17 protein-coding genes and 1 pseudogene are annotated in these 15,889 nt (G+C 34.7%); 10 read left to right on the top strand and 8 right to left on the bottom strand.

Annotation, left to right across the window (positions count from 1 at the left end):
• Nucleotides 1-117: 117 nt before the first annotated feature.
• From PI23P_RS09380 to PI23P_RS09365, 4 genes are all read right to left on the bottom strand, one after another.
• Nucleotides 118-1,173 carry an NAD(P)-dependent alcohol dehydrogenase gene (locus PI23P_RS09380; RefSeq protein ID WP_004570582.1) on the bottom strand — a complete coding sequence of 352 codons (1,056 nt, stop codon included), beginning with the start codon at nucleotides 1,171-1,173 and terminating at the stop codon, nucleotides 118-120.
• A 3-nt stretch (nucleotides 1,174-1,176) separates the two neighbouring features.
• A complete protein-coding gene (locus tag PI23P_RS09375; RefSeq protein ID WP_004570581.1) occupies nucleotides 1,177-1,602 on the bottom strand; it encodes an OsmC family protein in 426 nt (141 codons plus the stop codon).
• A 24-nt stretch (nucleotides 1,603-1,626) separates the two neighbouring features.
• Complete coding sequence (locus tag PI23P_RS09370) at nucleotides 1,627-2,721, bottom strand: alkene reductase (protein WP_004570580.1); 1,095 nt, start codon at nucleotides 2,719-2,721, stop codon at nucleotides 1,627-1,629.
• 80 nt (nucleotides 2,722-2,801) lie between these two features.
• On the bottom strand, nucleotides 2,802-3,377 hold the full coding sequence (locus PI23P_RS09365; protein WP_004570579.1) for a Crp/Fnr family transcriptional regulator: 576 nt from the start codon (nucleotides 3,375-3,377) through the stop codon (nucleotides 2,802-2,804).
• Nucleotides 3,378-3,490: 113 nt separating this feature from the next.
• On the opposite strand from PI23P_RS09365, the gene PI23P_RS09360 reads away from it, so the two are divergent.
• The 7 genes and pseudogenes from PI23P_RS09360 to PI23P_RS09325 all read left to right on the top strand — a co-directional run bounded on the left by PI23P_RS09360 (nucleotide 3,491) and on the right by PI23P_RS09325 (nucleotide 9,284).
• Complete coding sequence (locus PI23P_RS09360) at nucleotides 3,491-4,075, top strand: TetR/AcrR family transcriptional regulator (RefSeq protein ID WP_004570578.1); 585 nt, start codon at nucleotides 3,491-3,493, stop codon at nucleotides 4,073-4,075.
• A 17-nt stretch (nucleotides 4,076-4,092) separates the two neighbouring features.
• A pseudogene (locus tag PI23P_RS12795) lies at nucleotides 4,093-4,725 on the top strand (nitroreductase family protein).
• Nucleotides 4,726-4,761: 36 nt separating this feature from the next.
• Complete coding sequence (locus tag PI23P_RS09345) at nucleotides 4,762-5,922, top strand: iron-containing alcohol dehydrogenase (protein ID WP_004570575.1); 1,161 nt, start codon at nucleotides 4,762-4,764, stop codon at nucleotides 5,920-5,922.
• A 118-nt stretch (nucleotides 5,923-6,040) separates the two neighbouring features.
• Nucleotides 6,041-6,718: a type 1 glutamine amidotransferase domain-containing protein gene (locus PI23P_RS09340; RefSeq protein WP_004570574.1), complete on the top strand. Its 678-nt coding sequence runs from the start codon at nucleotides 6,041-6,043 to the stop codon at nucleotides 6,716-6,718.
• A 168-nt stretch (nucleotides 6,719-6,886) separates the two neighbouring features.
• Nucleotides 6,887-7,795: an EamA family transporter gene (locus PI23P_RS09335; protein ID WP_004570573.1), complete on the top strand. Its 909-nt coding sequence runs from the start codon at nucleotides 6,887-6,889 to the stop codon at nucleotides 7,793-7,795.
• A gap of 111 nt (nucleotides 7,796-7,906) precedes the next feature.
• Nucleotides 7,907-8,476 (top strand): Crp/Fnr family transcriptional regulator, encoded by a 570-nt coding sequence (locus tag PI23P_RS09330; RefSeq protein WP_004570572.1) that lies wholly within the window; start codon nucleotides 7,907-7,909, stop codon nucleotides 8,474-8,476.
• A 67-nt stretch (nucleotides 8,477-8,543) separates the two neighbouring features.
• Nucleotides 8,544-9,284: an acyl-CoA desaturase gene (locus PI23P_RS09325; protein WP_004570571.1), complete on the top strand. Its 741-nt coding sequence runs from the start codon at nucleotides 8,544-8,546 to the stop codon at nucleotides 9,282-9,284.
• 93 nt (nucleotides 9,285-9,377) lie between these two features.
• Here the strand turns inward: PI23P_RS09325 and PI23P_RS09320 are convergent, their stop codons facing one another.
• The 3 genes from PI23P_RS09320 to PI23P_RS09310 form a co-directional block, all read right to left on the bottom strand.
• Complete coding sequence (locus PI23P_RS09320; RefSeq protein WP_004570570.1) at nucleotides 9,378-10,721, bottom strand: DEAD/DEAH box helicase; 1,344 nt, start codon at nucleotides 10,719-10,721, stop codon at nucleotides 9,378-9,380.
• A gap of 203 nt (nucleotides 10,722-10,924) precedes the next feature.
• Nucleotides 10,925-11,116: a cold-shock protein gene (locus tag PI23P_RS09315; protein ID WP_004570569.1), complete on the bottom strand. Its 192-nt coding sequence runs from the start codon at nucleotides 11,114-11,116 to the stop codon at nucleotides 10,925-10,927.
• A 138-nt stretch (nucleotides 11,117-11,254) separates the two neighbouring features.
• Nucleotides 11,255-12,565 (bottom strand): DEAD/DEAH box helicase, encoded by a 1,311-nt coding sequence (locus PI23P_RS09310; protein WP_004570568.1) that lies wholly within the window; start codon nucleotides 12,563-12,565, stop codon nucleotides 11,255-11,257.
• Between the two features lie 117 nt (nucleotides 12,566-12,682).
• Between PI23P_RS09310 and PI23P_RS09305 the strand changes: the two genes are divergently transcribed.
• The 3 genes from PI23P_RS09305 to PI23P_RS09295 all read left to right on the top strand — a co-directional run bounded on the left by PI23P_RS09305 (nucleotide 12,683) and on the right by PI23P_RS09295 (nucleotide 14,978).
• Nucleotides 12,683-13,261, top strand: a complete 579-nt coding sequence (locus tag PI23P_RS09305) for a Maf family nucleotide pyrophosphatase (protein WP_004570567.1) — start codon at nucleotides 12,683-12,685, stop codon at nucleotides 13,259-13,261.
• Nucleotides 13,262-13,411: 150 nt separating this feature from the next.
• Nucleotides 13,412-14,365, top strand: a complete 954-nt coding sequence (locus tag PI23P_RS09300) for a transketolase family protein (protein ID WP_004570566.1) — start codon at nucleotides 13,412-13,414, stop codon at nucleotides 14,363-14,365.
• A 16-nt stretch (nucleotides 14,366-14,381) separates the two neighbouring features.
• Nucleotides 14,382-14,978, top strand: a complete 597-nt coding sequence (locus PI23P_RS09295) for an outer membrane beta-barrel protein (RefSeq protein ID WP_004570565.1) — start codon at nucleotides 14,382-14,384, stop codon at nucleotides 14,976-14,978.
• 69 nt (nucleotides 14,979-15,047) lie between these two features.
• Here PI23P_RS09295 and PI23P_RS09290 read toward each other — a convergent pair whose 3' ends face one another.
• Nucleotides 15,048-15,881, bottom strand: coding sequence for an FKBP-type peptidyl-prolyl cis-trans isomerase (locus PI23P_RS09290; RefSeq protein ID WP_004570564.1), 834 nt, complete (start codon nucleotides 15,879-15,881; stop codon nucleotides 15,048-15,050).
• Between the last annotated feature and the right edge of the window lie 8 nt (nucleotides 15,882-15,889).

Raw genomic sequence — 15,889 nt, 5'->3', positions numbered from 1 at the left:
CTTGCAACACATCTTTGCTCGTAAAAATGCAGTACTAAGATACTACAATCTATTGCGTAAAAAAACAGCATTTAATACTATTTTAAATGCTGTTTTTAAGGCTGAATAAAACCGTTTTTATTTAAGAGATTTCATATCAATCACAAATCGATATTTTACATCATTGCTTGTAATGCGTTCAAAAGCGGTGTTTATATCTTGCATCGCTATCAACTCAATATCACTAGTAATATTGTGTTTTCCGCAAAAATCTAACATCTCTTGCGTTTCTTTTATTCCTCCTATTAATGATCCAGCAATGCGCTTTCGTCCCATAATAACACTTCCTCCATGAAAGGGCTTTAAAGGTTCTACCGCACCTACTAAGACCATTGTTGCATCAATTTTAAGCAATCCTAAATATGGATCCATTTCGTGACCTACTGGAATGGTATTCAAAATAAAATCAAAACTACCTTGGTGTTTTTTCATGTCGTTTTGGTCTTTAGAAACCATTACTTCGTGTGCCCCTAATCTTTTCGCGTCTTTTCCCTTTTCTGGCGATGTGGTAATCATAACTACATGTGCGCCTAAGGCATTGGCAAATTTCACACCCATGTGGCCTAATCCACCTAGACCAATCACTCCTACTTTATCGCCTTTTTTCACTTTCCAATGCGTCAACGGTGACCATGTGGTAACCCCTGCGCATAACAGAGGTGCCGCTGCTGCTGCATCTAAATTTTCTGGAATTCGAAGAACAAACTTCTTATCTACTACTACAGCTGTTGAATATCCACCATAAGTTTGTGCACCTTCGATATGTGCATCTGGACTGTTGTAAGTAAAAGTGGCTCCTTTTTCGCAAAACTGTTCCAAATCTTGTTCACAAGAAGCACAGGTTTCACAGGAATCTACCATGCATCCTACGCCCACCAAGTCACCTACTTTATGGCTTTGAACATCCGTACCTACTTCCACTACTCGACCAATAATTTCATGTCCTGGAACTACAGGATAAGTTGAGCCCTTCCAATCATTTCTGGCGGTGTGAATATCACTGTGACATACACCACAATAACGAATATCAATTTTTACGTCAGTGGTACCTACTGCCCTCCTCTGAATGTCTAATGGCTTTAAATCTTCTGTTGCTGCAGTTGCACCATATGCTTTTATAATTGTATTTGACATGTATTATGCTGTTTTTAAGGTTACTTTTAATTCGATTTCTGTGTTTAGTAATTTAGAAATAGGACAAACTTCTTTCGCTTTGTGCGCTATTTGCTGGAACTGTTCAGCATCAATATTAGGCACATCACCCTCTAAATTTAAAGTAATTTTTGTAATGGTACCGTCTTCAAAAATAACACTAGCGTCTACATCCAAAGTAGTTGCTGTAAATTCAGCTTCATTTAATAAAAAGCTCAATTGCATCGCAAAACAACCTGCGTGTGCCGCTCCTATTAATTCTTCAGGATTGGTCCCTTTTTCTCCATCTTCAAATCGTGTTTGAAACGAGTATTGTGTTTTTTCTAGAATTTTACTTCCAGTAGTTATGTTTCCGTGTCCTTCTTTTCCGCTACCTTCCCAAGCGGCGCTTGCTTTTCTCGTAAATTTCATAATAATTTTTTTTAAGTTAAAGTTTTAAATGGATGCCGTGGGATAATCCGTATACCCTTTAGCTCCTGTCGTGTAAAAAGTTTCTTGATCCCAATCCGCTAAACCTAAGTTCTTTTCAAAACGTGCTACTAAATCTGGATTAGAGATGTAGGGTTTCCCAAAAGCCACCAAATCTGCATCCCCATCTTCAAGCACTTTATTTCCTTTTTCTTGGTCAAAAGACGCATTGATCATTAATGTCCCGTTGTATAAAGGTCGGAAATGTTTTGCAATTTCTTTTACGGCATGTGGTATTTCTGATACATCTGTAAAAGGTTCAGAAAGGTGCACATAGGCGAGATTATACTCATTTAACTTTTTGATAATATACTCAAAAGTAGGAATGGTGTCTTCATCCATCGTCATTCCAAACAATCCGTGTAAAGAGGGATTGAAACGAGCTGCAATTTTTTCTTGGGGAATCACTTCTTTTATTGCCTCTAAAACCTCAAAAAAGAAACGCGTTTTGTTCTCGTCACTTCCTCCATACATATCAGTTCTTTTATTCGAAGATCCATTAAAGAATTGATGAAATAAATATCCATTAGAAGAATGAATTTCAACGCCATCAAAACCCGCTTTTACTGCATTTGCTGCTGCATTTTGAAAGTCTTTAACCGTTGTTTTAATTTCTTCCACAGTCATTTCTTTTGGTGCAACAGTATCTTTAAATCCTTCTTGCGTGTAAGCTTGTGCATCGGGGTTAATTGCGGATGCTGAAAAAGGTAATGCTCCGTTGTGAAAATCGGGATGTGACATTCTACCAACATGCCACAATTGGACGAATATTTTACCTCCTTTGTCGTGCACTCTTTTGGTGATTTTTTTCCAACCTTCCACTTGTGCGTCAGAATAAATTCCAGCGGTGTGAATATAGCCTACGGCTTTTGGAGATACTTGTGTACCTTCTGTAATAATTAAACCTGCTGACGCCCGCTGTTCGTAATACAAACCGTGTAAATCGTCTGTTGGAACATTACCCAGGTTATCCGCTCTACTTCGGGTCATCGGAGCCATGACAACTCTGTTTTTTAAAGATATATTTTTAACGAATGGTGTTAATAATTGTTGCTTTTTCATTTCTTATAATAATTTTTATTCTTTACAAATATATAAGACTAGCGAACCAATCTTCTTGATCTAAATCAATTAATACTTATTTAACTTTTTAAATTTTTCCTAATTCTACTCAAATTTTCAGGAGACACCCCCAAATAATTAGCAATATTATAATTGGGAACTCTATCTTTTATATTGGGATATGTCTGACAAAATTTTAGATATCGCTCTTGTGTATGTTTTTCTAAAGTTGATAAAATTCGCTTGCGCTGTGCAATAAATGCTTGCGTAGTTAAAATTCTAAAATACCTTTCAAAAATTGGTGCTTTGTTGTAAATCTTTTGAAGACTGTCATAATGAATGGATAGTAGTTGAGAATCTTCAATTGCTTCAATGAACAATTCTGAGGGTACCTGATTGTAAAAGGCATCGAAGTCTCCGACCCACCAATTTTCTATAGCAAATTGAATAATATGTTGATTTCCTTTAGAATCGGAATAGTATGCTTTTAAACAACCTTTTACAACAAAATACTCGTGTTTTACATGGGTACCTGGTTTCAGTAGAAATTGGCCTTTAGTAATGGCGATCTCATTTAAAGAAGCATTGAATATTGATAACTCTTTTTCCGATGTTTTGATGTGGCTGTTGATGTGGCTGTTTATCGTTTTATGCATGTAACAAAGATGCATCAAACAGAGCTTCGTTAAAAAAACCATTTATTAAATTTTTGTTAAAAAAGAATGAACGTTCATTTTTAAGTGTATCTTTGTATTCGAATTTAACCACTATGGCCACACTTCAGAAAAGTATTGACAAACGGAATGCACTGATCAAAGCAACTATAGAGCTCGTGAATAACAATGGTTTTCATGCAACTCCCATGAGTAAAATAGCAAAAATGGCAAATGTTTCGCCGGCGACAATCTATCTTTATTTTGAAAATAAACAAGATTTAGTCAACCAAACATATATTGAAGTGAAAGCAAAATATACAAATTATGCCTTTGAGACTTACAACGAAAATATGCCGGTAGAACAAGGGTTTGAACTAATTTGGAAACGCATTGCCCATTTCAAACTAATCGAATGTGAAAATGCGATGTTTTTGGCACAATGCGACAATACGCCCATGATTGATGAAACAAGCAGGCAGGAAGGAATCAGACATTTACAACCCCTTCTCGACCTTTGGAGGCGCGGAAGGAATGAAGGGATTATCAAACCAATATCAGATTTTTTGTTGTATGCCTATTCCATAAACCCTCTTTCTTTTTTAATGATGTCGGAAAAAAGAGGAGCCTTTAAATTAGATAAAACACAATTAAAAGAAGCGTATGAATCTGCTTGGAGCAGTATAAAAGTATGTGAATAAATCAAAAAAAAATGAAAATGGAATTGTTAGATAAATTAAATTAGAGATATGCTGCAAAAGCAATGAACAAAGAAAGAGTTTCCGGAGATAAGATAGCGCGTATTTTAGAGGCGGCGCGTCTCGCAGCAACATCAAGCAGTTTGCAACCTTTTGAAATTTTTGTGATAAAAAATCAGGCTGTTAAAGAAAAAATTAAGCCAGTTGGATGGAATAAATCTGTAATTACAGACTGCTCTCACCTGCTTGTTTTTGCCGCTTGAAACACGTACACCGCAGATCTAATAAATTATATGTTCGATTTAACAAACAAAATTCGCGGTTTTGAAAATGAGGGATGGGAAAATTATAGTCAAATGTTATTGAACTCTTATCCTCAAAAAGATGCAGAAAAAAATTTTAATCATGCGGCGAAACAGGCCTATATTGCTTTTTCTCACGAAATTATTGCAGCAGCGTACGAGGAGGTAGATACTACACCCATAGAAGGTTTTGACCCTGCGGCGGTTGATGAAATTTTAGGATTGCGAGAAAAAGGGCTGCGCAGTGCCGTGCTATTGCCTTTAGGATATCGGCAAGAAGAGAACGATTGGTTGTCAAACTTAGTAAAGGTTCGAAAACCAATGAAAGATTTAATATCAGTAATTGAATAAAGTACATATTTATTAATACATAAAAATAGCAGGAAGATGAACAATTTTGAATTTAAAAATCCTACCAAAATTATTTTTGGAAAAGATACGATTGATAAACTAGCAAACGAAATACCAGATAAAGCCAAAATATTACTCCTCTATGGTGGAGGAAGTATTAAACAAAACGGAATTTATGATCAAGTAAAAAAAGGCTTAACAAATTTTGATATTGTTGAGTTTGGAGGAATCCCTGCAAACCCTGAATATGCCATTTTAATGGAAGCTTTAAAAGTGATTAAAGATGAAAAAGTTACCTTTATATTAGCTGTTGGTGGTGGATCTGTAATTGATGGAGCTAAATTTTTATCGCCAGCTGCTATCTATGAAGGTGAAACTCCTTGGGATATTTTATCGAAAAATATTAGAACTGAAAAAGGAATGCCTTTTGGAACGGTGTTAACATTGCCAGCAACAGGTTCAGAAATGAATTCTGGTGCTGTAATTACCCGAAAAGAGACCAAGGAGAAGTTATCAATGGGAGGGCCTGGTTTATTTCCACAATTTTCCATTTTAGATCCCCAAGTAATCACATCTATTCCAAAACGTCAGTTAGCAAATGGTTTGACAGATGCTTTTACACACGTTCTAGAACAGTATATGACCTATCCAGATGGCGCTATCTTACAGGACCGCTTTGCTGAAAGTATTTTGCAAACGATTATTGAAGTGGCTCCTAAAGTCTTGAAAGATCCTACCGATTACAAAGCAGCTGCGAATTTTATGTGGAGTTGCACCATGGCTTTAAACGGCATGATCCAAAAAGGGGTGCCAACAGATTGGGCAGTTCACGCAATGGGACATGAGTTAACTGCTTTATTTGGAATTGACCATGCACGCACATTAGCAATTGTTGCACCAAGCCATTACAAATTTAATTTTGAAGCTAAAAAAGAAAAATTAGCACAATATGGTGAACGTGTTTGGAACCTTACAGAAGGAAATACAGATGCCAAAGCACATGCAGCGATCGAAAAAACAGTGGTCTTTTTCCATGAATTAGGAATTGACACAAAATTATCTGACTATACAAAAGAATATGAAGGGACTGCAGAAAAAATTGCGCAGCGTTTTACGGACCGCGGTTGGTTAGGTCTTGGAGAACATCAAACACTGTCACCAGACAAAGTTGAAGAAATTTTGAAAATGTCTTATTAAAATATTAAAATAAGAACAATCAATTTATTGCTTCTTCTAAATAGCATAAAAATTATAAAGAAAATAGAAGTGCTTCTGAAAAAATTTTAGAAGAAAATTAATTATTAAAAATAAAAAAATGAACATATTATTTGTACTTACATCACACGATCAATTAGGAGATACTGGAAAGAAAACAGGTTTTTGGGTAGAGGAATTTGCAAGCCCGTATTACATGTTATCCGATAAAGGTGCCAAAATCACAATTGCAACTCCAAAAGGTGGTGCTGCCCCTATAGATCCAAGTAGTGAGGTACCTGATGCTGCAACAGCAGCTACTGATCGTTATAACAAAGACATAGCAACACAAGGCTTAATTGCAAACACAGAAGTTTTGGCAGGAATAAATCCAGACGACTTTGATGCTGTTTTTTATCCAGGAGGACATGGTCTTTTATGGGATTTAACAAATGATGCAGCTTCCATTGCCTTAATTGAAAAGTTCAACGCACAACAAAAGCCAATTGCGTTTGTATGTCACGCACCAGCAGTGTTAAAAAATGTAAAGAACACCGATGGAACTCCCCTAGTAAAAGGGAAAAAAGTAGCTGGCTTTACCAACACTGAAGAAGTAGCGGTACAATTAACAGCTATTGTTCCTTTTTTAGTAGAGGATATGTTAATTGCAAGTGGCGCTAGTTACTCTAAAAAAGAAGATTGGGCTAGTTACGCAGTGCAAGATGGAAACTTAATTACGGGTCAAAACCCAGGATCTTCTGAATTAGTTGCTGAAAAATTAATAGAAAGCTTGAAGTAATTTAAAGGGTATTTATTTATAAAGGGTTGTCTTTTGAGACAACCCTTTTTGCTTACAAAAACTTTTTTTGTAAGCATTTCAAAAATCTTCCTACGGTCTAAATTTTGAGATTTTCAAAAATGACATTTTTTATATTTAGCACAGGACATAAAAAAGTATATTCGCGCCATGTGGATATATTTGGGCTTATTAGCGGCATTCTTCTTAGGATTACACAACTTATGTAAAAAACATGCCGTGCAAGGAAATGAGGTTTTTCCTGTACTTTTAGGAACCGTTGCATCTGGTTTTCTCATGCTCATACCTTGCTACTTAGGCTCTCTTATTTTTCCTGAGTACACCAAAGAAATCGGATTTTATATTCCGCAAATTCCATGGGAAACGCACGGTTATATTTTACTAAAATCTATTATTATGACTGCCTCTTGGGTTTTAGCTTATCAGGCATTAAAAAACTTACCCATTACCATTGTGGTCCCAATTCGTTCTGCAGGACCTTTTTTTACACTTATTGGAGCGCTGCTCATTTATAAGGAACAACCCAGTTTTTTACAATGGCTAGGTTTTTTTTTAATCATCTCCTCGGTACTACTCTACTCAAAATTAGGCAAAAAGGAAGGCATCAACTTTAAACGAAATAAATGGATTTTTGCAATTATTGCTGCCACACTATTAGGTGCTTCTAGTGGTTTATATGACAAGTTTTTAATTCAGAAGTTGACTCTAAATCCGCAAACATTACAATTTTGGTTTTGTTGGTATACGTTACTTATTTTAATGGCGATATTAGGAATTCGCTGGTTTCCATATGCTGCAAAACGCAAAGCTTTTAAATTTCGATGGAGCATCATCGCTGTTGGAATATGCTTACAAATTGCAGATTATTTTTATTTTAAAGCCTTGCAAGATCCCGATGCTTTAATAATGTTGCTATCTGCAATCAAAAGAAGTCAGCTAATCATTGCTGTTGTGCTCGGAGGAATTCTATTTAAAGAAAAAAATAAGCGCAAAAAATTAATTCCCCTAACGGGTATTTTATTGGGTATCTTTTTGATTTTATATGCAGCAAACGAATAGTGAAAATCTGTTATCGTAATAAAAGTGTTTAACCTTATTTAATTAATGTTAATCACTTTATGCATAAAATGAATCCCTATCTTTGACCTTTCTTTAATTGAAATCACAAATTTGGAGCAGATAAAAACGTATATAGATCAAATTGCTAACATTTCCTCCAAGGATTGGGATTTTTTCAAATCAAAATTACAACGTCGCATACTTCCTAAAAAAACGGTATTTCTAAAAATAGATGCAATCGAAAATCATATTTCTTTTATCGAATACGGTGTTGTTCGCTTGTTTATTCCCAAAGAAAATCCCGAAAAAGAAATCACTTTCGGCTTTAGTTTTAAAAACCAGTTTGTAAGCGCTTATGATTCTTTTTTAACCCAAAAACCATCGCTTTATCAATTACAAACATTGACAGAAACGAGTATTCTAAGTATTTCCTATCAAGATCTTCAAGAAGTTTATAAAACAACCCAAATTGGCAATCTTATTGGCAGATTAACTGCAGAACGTCTTTTTCTAATCAAATCTACACGAGAACAAAATCTCTTAAATTTGACTGCTGAGGAACGTTATTTAAAATTATTTAAAGAACGTCCGGAGTTATTAAAAGTGATTCCTTTAAAATATATTAGTTCTTATATTGGTATTACCGCACAAGCTTTAAGTAGAATTAGAAAACGGTTATAAGCATCGTTTTATTGATTTCGGTTCATTGTTTTGCGAGCAATATCAAATTATCTTTGTAAAAAAAAAGATGATAATAGTTATTTTTATTCTGGTTCTTTGGTATGGAGGGTTATTTTTTCAATCCTTTTTTCTACACCGATATGCCGCACACCAAGTTTTCACAATGTCTAAAACAATGGAGCGTATTTCCTTTATTTTAACCTGGTTCTTCCAAGGCTCTAGTTATTTAAGTGCTTATGGATATGGGATCATGCACAGGATGCACCACGCTTATACCGATACCGAAAAGGACCCTCACAGTCCATCTCACGATCCAAATTTATTTGCAATGATGTGGAAAACCAAAACAATTTACCAAGATATTAATGATCAAAATATTGTTGTAGATGAGAAATTTACAAAGAATGTGCCCCAATGGAAAAGTTTTGATGCGTTTGCAAGTTCTCGCTTTTCTAGACTGCTTTGGATTTCTTTTTATATTTTATTCTTTGCTTATTTCACAACCGCTTTATGGCAATGGGCATTATTACCAGTAGCGCTATTAATGGCACCTATACACGGCGTTATCATCAATTGGTTTGGTCATATTTATGGCTACGTAAATTATAAAATGACCAATACTAGTAAGAATTTATTTCCTTTTGATTTTTTAATGATGGGCGAAGGGTATCACAACAACCACCACAAACACGCAAGTAGCGCCAATTTTGGAATCAAATGGCATGAAGTTGATGTGACCTATGTAATTATGAAAGTGCTTCATTTTTTAGGATGCATACAATTGAAATCAATTCCTGCTAAGCGATAAGACAAAAACAGTCTTTCTGTTACGAATAAAAAGTTTAATTATAAATAAGGGATGTCTCTTTTAAAGCATCCCTTATTATTTTAATAAAGTCTCTTATTTCGTTTTTGCATTTCTTTTTGTGCCTTCCTTACTTCCACCTACATTTTTTATGTTGGCCATATAATCTGACAATATTTTATCTACCAGTTCTTCTTTTGTCAAATGATGAAAAATAGTCTTTATTTGAGCCTTAAAATCTTCAGGAATAGTTTTGTTTACTTTTGTTTTAAAAATTTTATTTGCCCATATCAAAGCATTATTTTCTTCGATACTTTTAGCATCCGCTTTTTTAAATATTTCAAATCGAATGTCTAGTGCTTTTTCAAAATCACTAATATCTTTCAATTCTTCTTGTTGGATAATGGTTAAAGAAAGGCCACTGGCACCAGCTCTTGCCGTTCGACCACTTCGATGCACGTAAGCGCCATAAGTATCTGGCAAATGATAATTTACCACGTAAGAAAGATCTTTGACGTCAATACCGCGCGCAGCCAAATCTGTAGCCACTAAAATATCGATGTACCCATCTCTAAATTGTCCCATAATTCGATCGCGAATTCCTTGAGTTAAACTTCCGTGTATGGCCCCTGAAGAAAACTTATTAATGGCAAGGTTTTTTGATAATTTATTCACAGCTGCTTTCGTTTTACAGAAAATAATTCCCCGTTGTCCTGCTTTCGAGTTTAAAAAATGCAACAATACCTCTAGTTTTTCAATGGGTGCAACCACAACATACTGATGATCGATTCCTTGATGCCCTAAAGTGGTCATATTTGCTTCAATTTGAATGACCTTTGGCGCCATATAATTTTGTATCAGCTGTTTTAAAGTTCCGGGCAAAGTCGCTGTAAAAAGAAACGTTCTTCTTGCTTTCGGAATTTCTTTAATAATACTATCTAAACCTTCTTTAAGTGCAGTGACCATTTCATCTGCCTCATCTAAAATGAAATAAGAGATACTTTTGATATCAATGGCCTCTCGTTTCACCAAATCTGCTAATCTTCCTGGTGTGGCAACAATAATATGTGTTGCTTCTTTTAAACGTTCTATTTGGGGCTTTATAGGAATCCCACCGCAAAGGGTCGCAATAGATACTTGTGATGTATGCTCGGCAAAAGAAATTAAATTCGCAGCAATCTGCTGTCCTAATTCTCTGGTTGGTGCTAAAATTATTGCTTGGATCGCATCATTGTTTACATCGATCAATTGCAACAATGGCAATCCAAAAGCAGCGGTTTTTCCAGTTCCTGTTTTCGCCAGAGCAACTATGTCTTCTTTATCATTTAAAACGATTGGAATTACTTTTTCTTGAATTTCTGTTGGCGTAATAATTTTTAAATCATTTAAACGTTGCTGTAATGCTAAATTAATTCCTAAATCTGAAAAATGTATTGACATAAAATGTATTTTAAAAACGCGAATGTGGTGCGATGCCTTTTTATTTAGAAAAAGCAAGAGTGTGAAGTAACGAATGTATTTTTTAGGGCTGCCTGCGAAAGTATGCGCTGCTCTTTAAAAAAAAGCTGCTAAAACTTTAAATATATAATACTAAAAAAGCCCATCTTAGAGACGGGCTTTTCTTGAAAAAATATGAATTTATATTAGATAACTTTTACGTTAACTGCATTTAATCCTTTGTTTCCTTCTTGTAAGTCAAATTCAACTTGGTCACCTTCTCTGATTTCATCTACTAATCCAGAAATGTGTACGAAATGATCTTTATCAACTCCTTCTTCTGTAATAAATCCAAATCCCTTAGATTCATTGAAAAACTTTACTGTACCTTTACTCATCTTGTTATAATTTAATTTGTAATGTTATTCTGCAAATATCGGACCTTTAGATTAAATAAAGCACATATTTATAAAAAAATCACGTTTATTTTTTAATTTTTATCTAATCTTGAGGTTTCACTAGGAAAATGAAGTGTTTTATACCCCGTAGATTCTCACTTTTTTCTTTTTTAAACGCGAATTATTTAACTTTTCTTCTAGTTCAGCTGCTAAATTCGCTGGAACTGCCACAAAAGCACAATCTTGTTTTAATTCTATTTCGCCTAATTGATCTTTCGTTAATTTTCCTTGTTTAATAAATAGGCCTGCAATATCACCTTTTGATATTTTATCTTTTCTACCTCCGGAAATAAATAAAGTTTCCCAAAAAACAGGTTTTCTTTCCGCTTGCTTAGAAATATTCTCTAAATCTGCATGTTTGATAAAGTCTGGTAATCGCTCTTCTTTCCATTTCAAGACATATGCAGTACCGGTTGCGGATACTCTTGCTGTACGTCCGTTTCTGTGCGTAAACTCTTCAAGCTCTCTTGGCAATTCATAATGGATAATATATTTCATTTCTGGAACATCAATTCCCCTTGCCGCTAGGTCTGTAGCAATTAATATTTGATTGGTTCCATTTCTAAATTTGATCAAAGATCGCTCTCGGTCCTTTTGTTCCATCCCTCCGCTGAAGCAACCGTGCTTAATGTTTTTACTTTCTAAAAAGGCACTAACATTATTGATACTATCTTTTAGGTTACAAAAAATTATTCCTTGTTGATTTCCTAAGAAATTTAATAAATGTAATAACGTATTTAATTTGTTTTTGGCAGGAGACAATACTGTTTTTATAACCAATTTAGAGGTTGTTGCTTTTAAATAATTGACGGTATTGGGTTGGTCTAACCTTACAAAGTCAGGAATTTCAACACCCTGCGTTGCCGAAGTCAAAATCCGTTTATTTAAAGCGATCAATTGATTGATAACACCTCTCATTTCGTATTCAAATCCAACTTCTAAAGATTTATCAAATTCGTCTAAAATCAGGGTTTTAATATGGTTTGTAGAAAAACGCTCATTGGCAAAATGATCCGCAATTCTTCCAGGAGTACCTATTAAAATTGCTGGAAGGTGTTTTAATTCTATTTTATCTTTAGACATGGGCCTTCCTCCATATACTGCATTTACTTTATAACCAGAACCCATAGAGCGAATTACTTGTTCTATTTGGATTGCCAATTCTCTAGAGGGTACTAAAATTAACGCTTGTATTTCTTCAATATTTGGATCTAAAAAGTCTAATAATGGCAACGTAAATGCTAAAGTTTTCCCCGTTCCTGTTGGAGATAAAAGAATGGTATTTACATTTTTGTGAATCGTAGCAATCGCTTCCTCTTGCATGGGATTTAACTGCTGAATCCCCAATTTTTGTAATATTTCCTCTTGTCCTTTTATATTATTTGCCATTTTTACCTTTTATCTTTTTGTTGAACCTAACGGACAAAGATAGTTAGAGTTGACTGGTATTGACTACAATTACGAAAAAGATTGTTAATTTTGCATTTCTACACAACAATTCAAAGCATGTTAAAACAAAAATTAAAAGGGTATCACGTAATTCTTGCCTCCGGCTCTCCAAGGAGACAACAATTTTTCAAAGATTTAGATATTGATTTCTCGATTCAAATAAAAGAGATAGAAGAAAAATATCCGAAAGAATTAAAGGCAGCAGAAATCACCGATTTTCTTGCAGACTTAAAGTCAAAAGCATTTACAAATTTACAGAAAGAGGATCTCTTGATTACGTCTGACACGATTGTTTGGTTAGAAGGGGTTGCCTTGGGAAAACCAAAAGATGCGAAAGACGCTTTTAACATGTTAAAAAGATTGTCTGGAAAGAAACACAAAGTAATCACCTCAATTTCCATTAAAAATACTTTTTTCCAGAAAATTATTAATGACAGTACAACCGTCAATTTCAAAAAACTGTCTGATGATGAAATACACTATTACATCGATAATTACAAACCTTTTGATAAAGCGGGTGCTTATGGTATTCAAGAATGGATTGGTTTTATTGGAATCGAAAGTATAGAAGGAAGTTATTTTAATGTTGTTGGTTTGCCAATTCACAAACTTTATGATGAATTGATGAAATTATAAGAAAAAGCCTTCTAAAAGAAACAGGTGTTTATAAGATATCGCCTTCATATGTTAAAAAGTCTTATTTCTATTCTATCTTTTCTTTTCCTAAAGAGAAATAAAAGTTTATTTTTACGAAAATTTTACAACACAACACTTTACAACTTTACAATGAAAAAATACACGTACACAGAAAAAAAAGACACCCGTTCGGGTTTCGGTGATGGTTTAACAGAGTTAGGTAGAACAAACCCAAACGTAGTTGCTTTATGTGCAGATTTAATTGGTTCCCTGAAAATGGATCAATTTATTGAAGAAAATCCAGAGCGTTTTTTCCAAATTGGTATCGCAGAGGCTAATATGATTGGAATCGCTGCTGGTTTAACCATTGGTGGTAAAATTCCATTTACAGGAACCTTTGCTAATTTTTCTACTGGAAGAGTTTATGATCAAATTCGACAGTCTGTGGCTTATTCTGGGAAAAATGTAAAAATATGTGCTTCGCATGCAGGTGTTACTTTAGGAGAAGATGGTGCAACACACCAAATCTTAGAAGACATTGGTTTGATGAAAATGTTGCCAGGAATGACGGTTATAAATACTTGTGACTACAATCAGACCAAAGCAGCAACTTTAGCGATTGCAGATTTTGTAGGACCTGTTTACCTGCGTTTTGGAAGACCTAAAGTGCCTGTTTTTATGCCAGCAGACGAGAAATTTGAAATTGGAAAAGGAATTCAATTGACAGAGGGTACCGACGTCACAATTGTTGCTACTGGACATTTGGTTTGGGAATCTTTGCAAGCTGCTGAGCAGTTAGAAGCAGAAGGTATCTCTGTAGAAGTGATCAATATTCATACAATTAAACCTTTAGATGAAGCGATCATTTTAAAATCTGTAGCAAAAACTGGGTGTATTGTTACAGCCGAAGAACACAATAAGTTAGGAGGTTTGGGCGAAAGTGTTGCCAGAACATTAGCACTAAACACCCCTACTCCACAAGAATTTGTAGCGACCAATGATACGTTTGGCGAGTCTGGAACACCAGAGCAACTCATGGCTAAATACGGTTTGGATGCCGCTGCCGTTATAAAAGCTGTAAAAAGAGTACTTTCAAGAAAATAAACTTAAAAATAAAACGATGAAAAAGTCAATTTTAATTTACTGTTTTATTCTTGTATGCAGTCAAATCGCAACAGCTCAAGTAGGTTTTGGAATAAAGGGAGGCGTTAACTACAATTCTGAAAGTATTGCCAATGCCAGTTCAGATGTCTTCGAAGGCTCAGAAAGTAAAACGGGATATCATGCTGGTATCTGGCTGCGTTTTAAAGTTCCCGTTGTTGGTCTATACATACGACCTGAATTGGTATATACCAATTTAAAAAATCAAGTTCTTTACAAACCAACAAATACAACAACTGCTTACAATTTTCAAAAAATTGACATTCCTGTATTGTTAGGGAAAAAGTTTTTTGGTGTTGGTAATGTATTTATTGGACCTTCTTTTCAATACATCTTAAGTTCAGATTTCACCGTGGGTGACCTTTCTGACGTGGATGCAGAAGGATTTACCGTTGGTTTGCAGTTTGGTGGTGGAATTGAATTGGGAAAAATAGGAATTGATGTTCGTTGGGAAAGAGGCTTTAATAATATCGAATCTAAATTTATTGGCAGTGAAAACGTAACGTTTGACACAAGAGTTGACCAAATTATTTTTGGTTTGTCTTACAGAATATAAAATTAAACATAAAAAAAAGGCTCTTGAGAAATCAAGAGCCTTTTTTTGTTATCAATTTGATTTGTGAATCTAAATCGTAGGGTTCAAATAATCTGGCACTCCAGGCCTACTATTGTCACTAAAATCATTTTCTAAGTCACCATCATTATTGGTATCCTCCTCTGAGGAAGGTTTCCCATCATTATCATGATCTGTGTTTTTAACAAAATCCAACAGTTCGACATTGAACATTAAATTTTGATTTACCAATGCACTTCCATAATTATTAGCATTAATTGAGGTGTAGGACATTCCCGAAGGTATAAATAAAATCCCTTTTCCACCGTCAAGATAAGTGATGGGTCCATTCAAAGTTTCACCATTTTCTTCTTTCTTTAAATAGCCCCCTTTAAAATGTGTAAATCCAAATGACCAGCCTCGCACAGCTAGTCGTTCATAAGAAAACCAAGCACCTGAAGTATTGGAATCAAAAACAGTACTTAATTCTACACTAGAGCGTATGCTTTGTCCTGAATACTTTACGTAAATAGAATCTGATACTGCAGGGTTGCCCTTATCGTCCTCCGAATTACCAAATTCGGGATCAATCGGGTTTCCCTCTTTTATTTTATAAACATATATTTTGTAATCAAAGTTATTTCTACGGGCGTCCGTGATTGTTAATTTTTCTTTTTCGTCAAATAGCGCAATTTTTCCAGGAACTAAAGTTTTCACAGCGTCTGAAGCAGCGTCATAATAGTTATTCTTTAAAAATAAAAGAATAGAATCATTATCAGAAATTGCCAAAGCCTCGTGATCGACACTCGTAAAAGGGTTTACAAATGTATTGTTGTTATCGTTACATGAATATATTAGAACCAAGCTCAATAGCATCAGTAAAAAAATATGTTTAATTTTATTCATTTCATCTT

The organism is Polaribacter irgensii 23-P (genome assembly GCF_000153225.1).
Lineage (GTDB): Bacteria > Bacteroidota > Bacteroidia > Flavobacteriales > Flavobacteriaceae > Polaribacter > Polaribacter irgensii.
Note: the sequence above shows the minus strand (reverse complement) of the source record. Positions and strands in the feature narration are given on the sequence as shown.

Coding starts and splice junctions, on each gene's coding strand:
- PI23P_RS09380 (WP_004570582.1), bottom strand. CDS start 1,173: ATGTCAAATACAATTATAAAAGCATATGGTGCAACTGCAGCAACAGAA.
- PI23P_RS09375 (WP_004570581.1), bottom strand. CDS start 1,602: ATGAAATTTACGAGAAAAGCAAGCGCCGCTTGGGAAGGTAGCGGAAAA.
- PI23P_RS09370 (WP_004570580.1), bottom strand. CDS start 2,721: ATGAAAAAGCAACAATTATTAACACCATTCGTTAAAAATATATCTTTA.
- PI23P_RS09365 (WP_004570579.1), bottom strand. CDS start 3,377: ATGCATAAAACGATAAACAGCCACATCAACAGCCACATCAAAACATCG.
- PI23P_RS09360 (WP_004570578.1), top strand. CDS start 3,491: ATGGCCACACTTCAGAAAAGTATTGACAAACGGAATGCACTGATCAAA.
- PI23P_RS09345 (WP_004570575.1), top strand. CDS start 4,762: ATGAACAATTTTGAATTTAAAAATCCTACCAAAATTATTTTTGGAAAA.
- PI23P_RS09340 (WP_004570574.1), top strand. CDS start 6,041: ATGAACATATTATTTGTACTTACATCACACGATCAATTAGGAGATACT.
- PI23P_RS09335 (WP_004570573.1), top strand. CDS start 6,887: ATGTGGATATATTTGGGCTTATTAGCGGCATTCTTCTTAGGATTACAC.
- PI23P_RS09325 (WP_004570571.1), top strand. CDS start 8,544: ATGATAATAGTTATTTTTATTCTGGTTCTTTGGTATGGAGGGTTATTT.
- PI23P_RS09320 (WP_004570570.1), bottom strand. CDS start 10,721: ATGTCAATACATTTTTCAGATTTAGGAATTAATTTAGCATTACAGCAA.
- PI23P_RS09315 (WP_004570569.1), bottom strand. CDS start 11,116: ATGAGTAAAGGTACAGTAAAGTTTTTCAATGAATCTAAGGGATTTGGA.
- PI23P_RS09310 (WP_004570568.1), bottom strand. CDS start 12,565: ATGGCAAATAATATAAAAGGACAAGAGGAAATATTACAAAAATTGGGG.
- PI23P_RS09305 (WP_004570567.1), top strand. CDS start 12,683: ATGTTAAAACAAAAATTAAAAGGGTATCACGTAATTCTTGCCTCCGGC.
- PI23P_RS09300 (WP_004570566.1), top strand. CDS start 13,412: ATGAAAAAATACACGTACACAGAAAAAAAAGACACCCGTTCGGGTTTC.
- PI23P_RS09295 (WP_004570565.1), top strand. CDS start 14,382: ATGAAAAAGTCAATTTTAATTTACTGTTTTATTCTTGTATGCAGTCAA.
- PI23P_RS09290 (WP_004570564.1), bottom strand. CDS start 15,881: ATGAATAAAATTAAACATATTTTTTTACTGATGCTATTGAGCTTGGTT.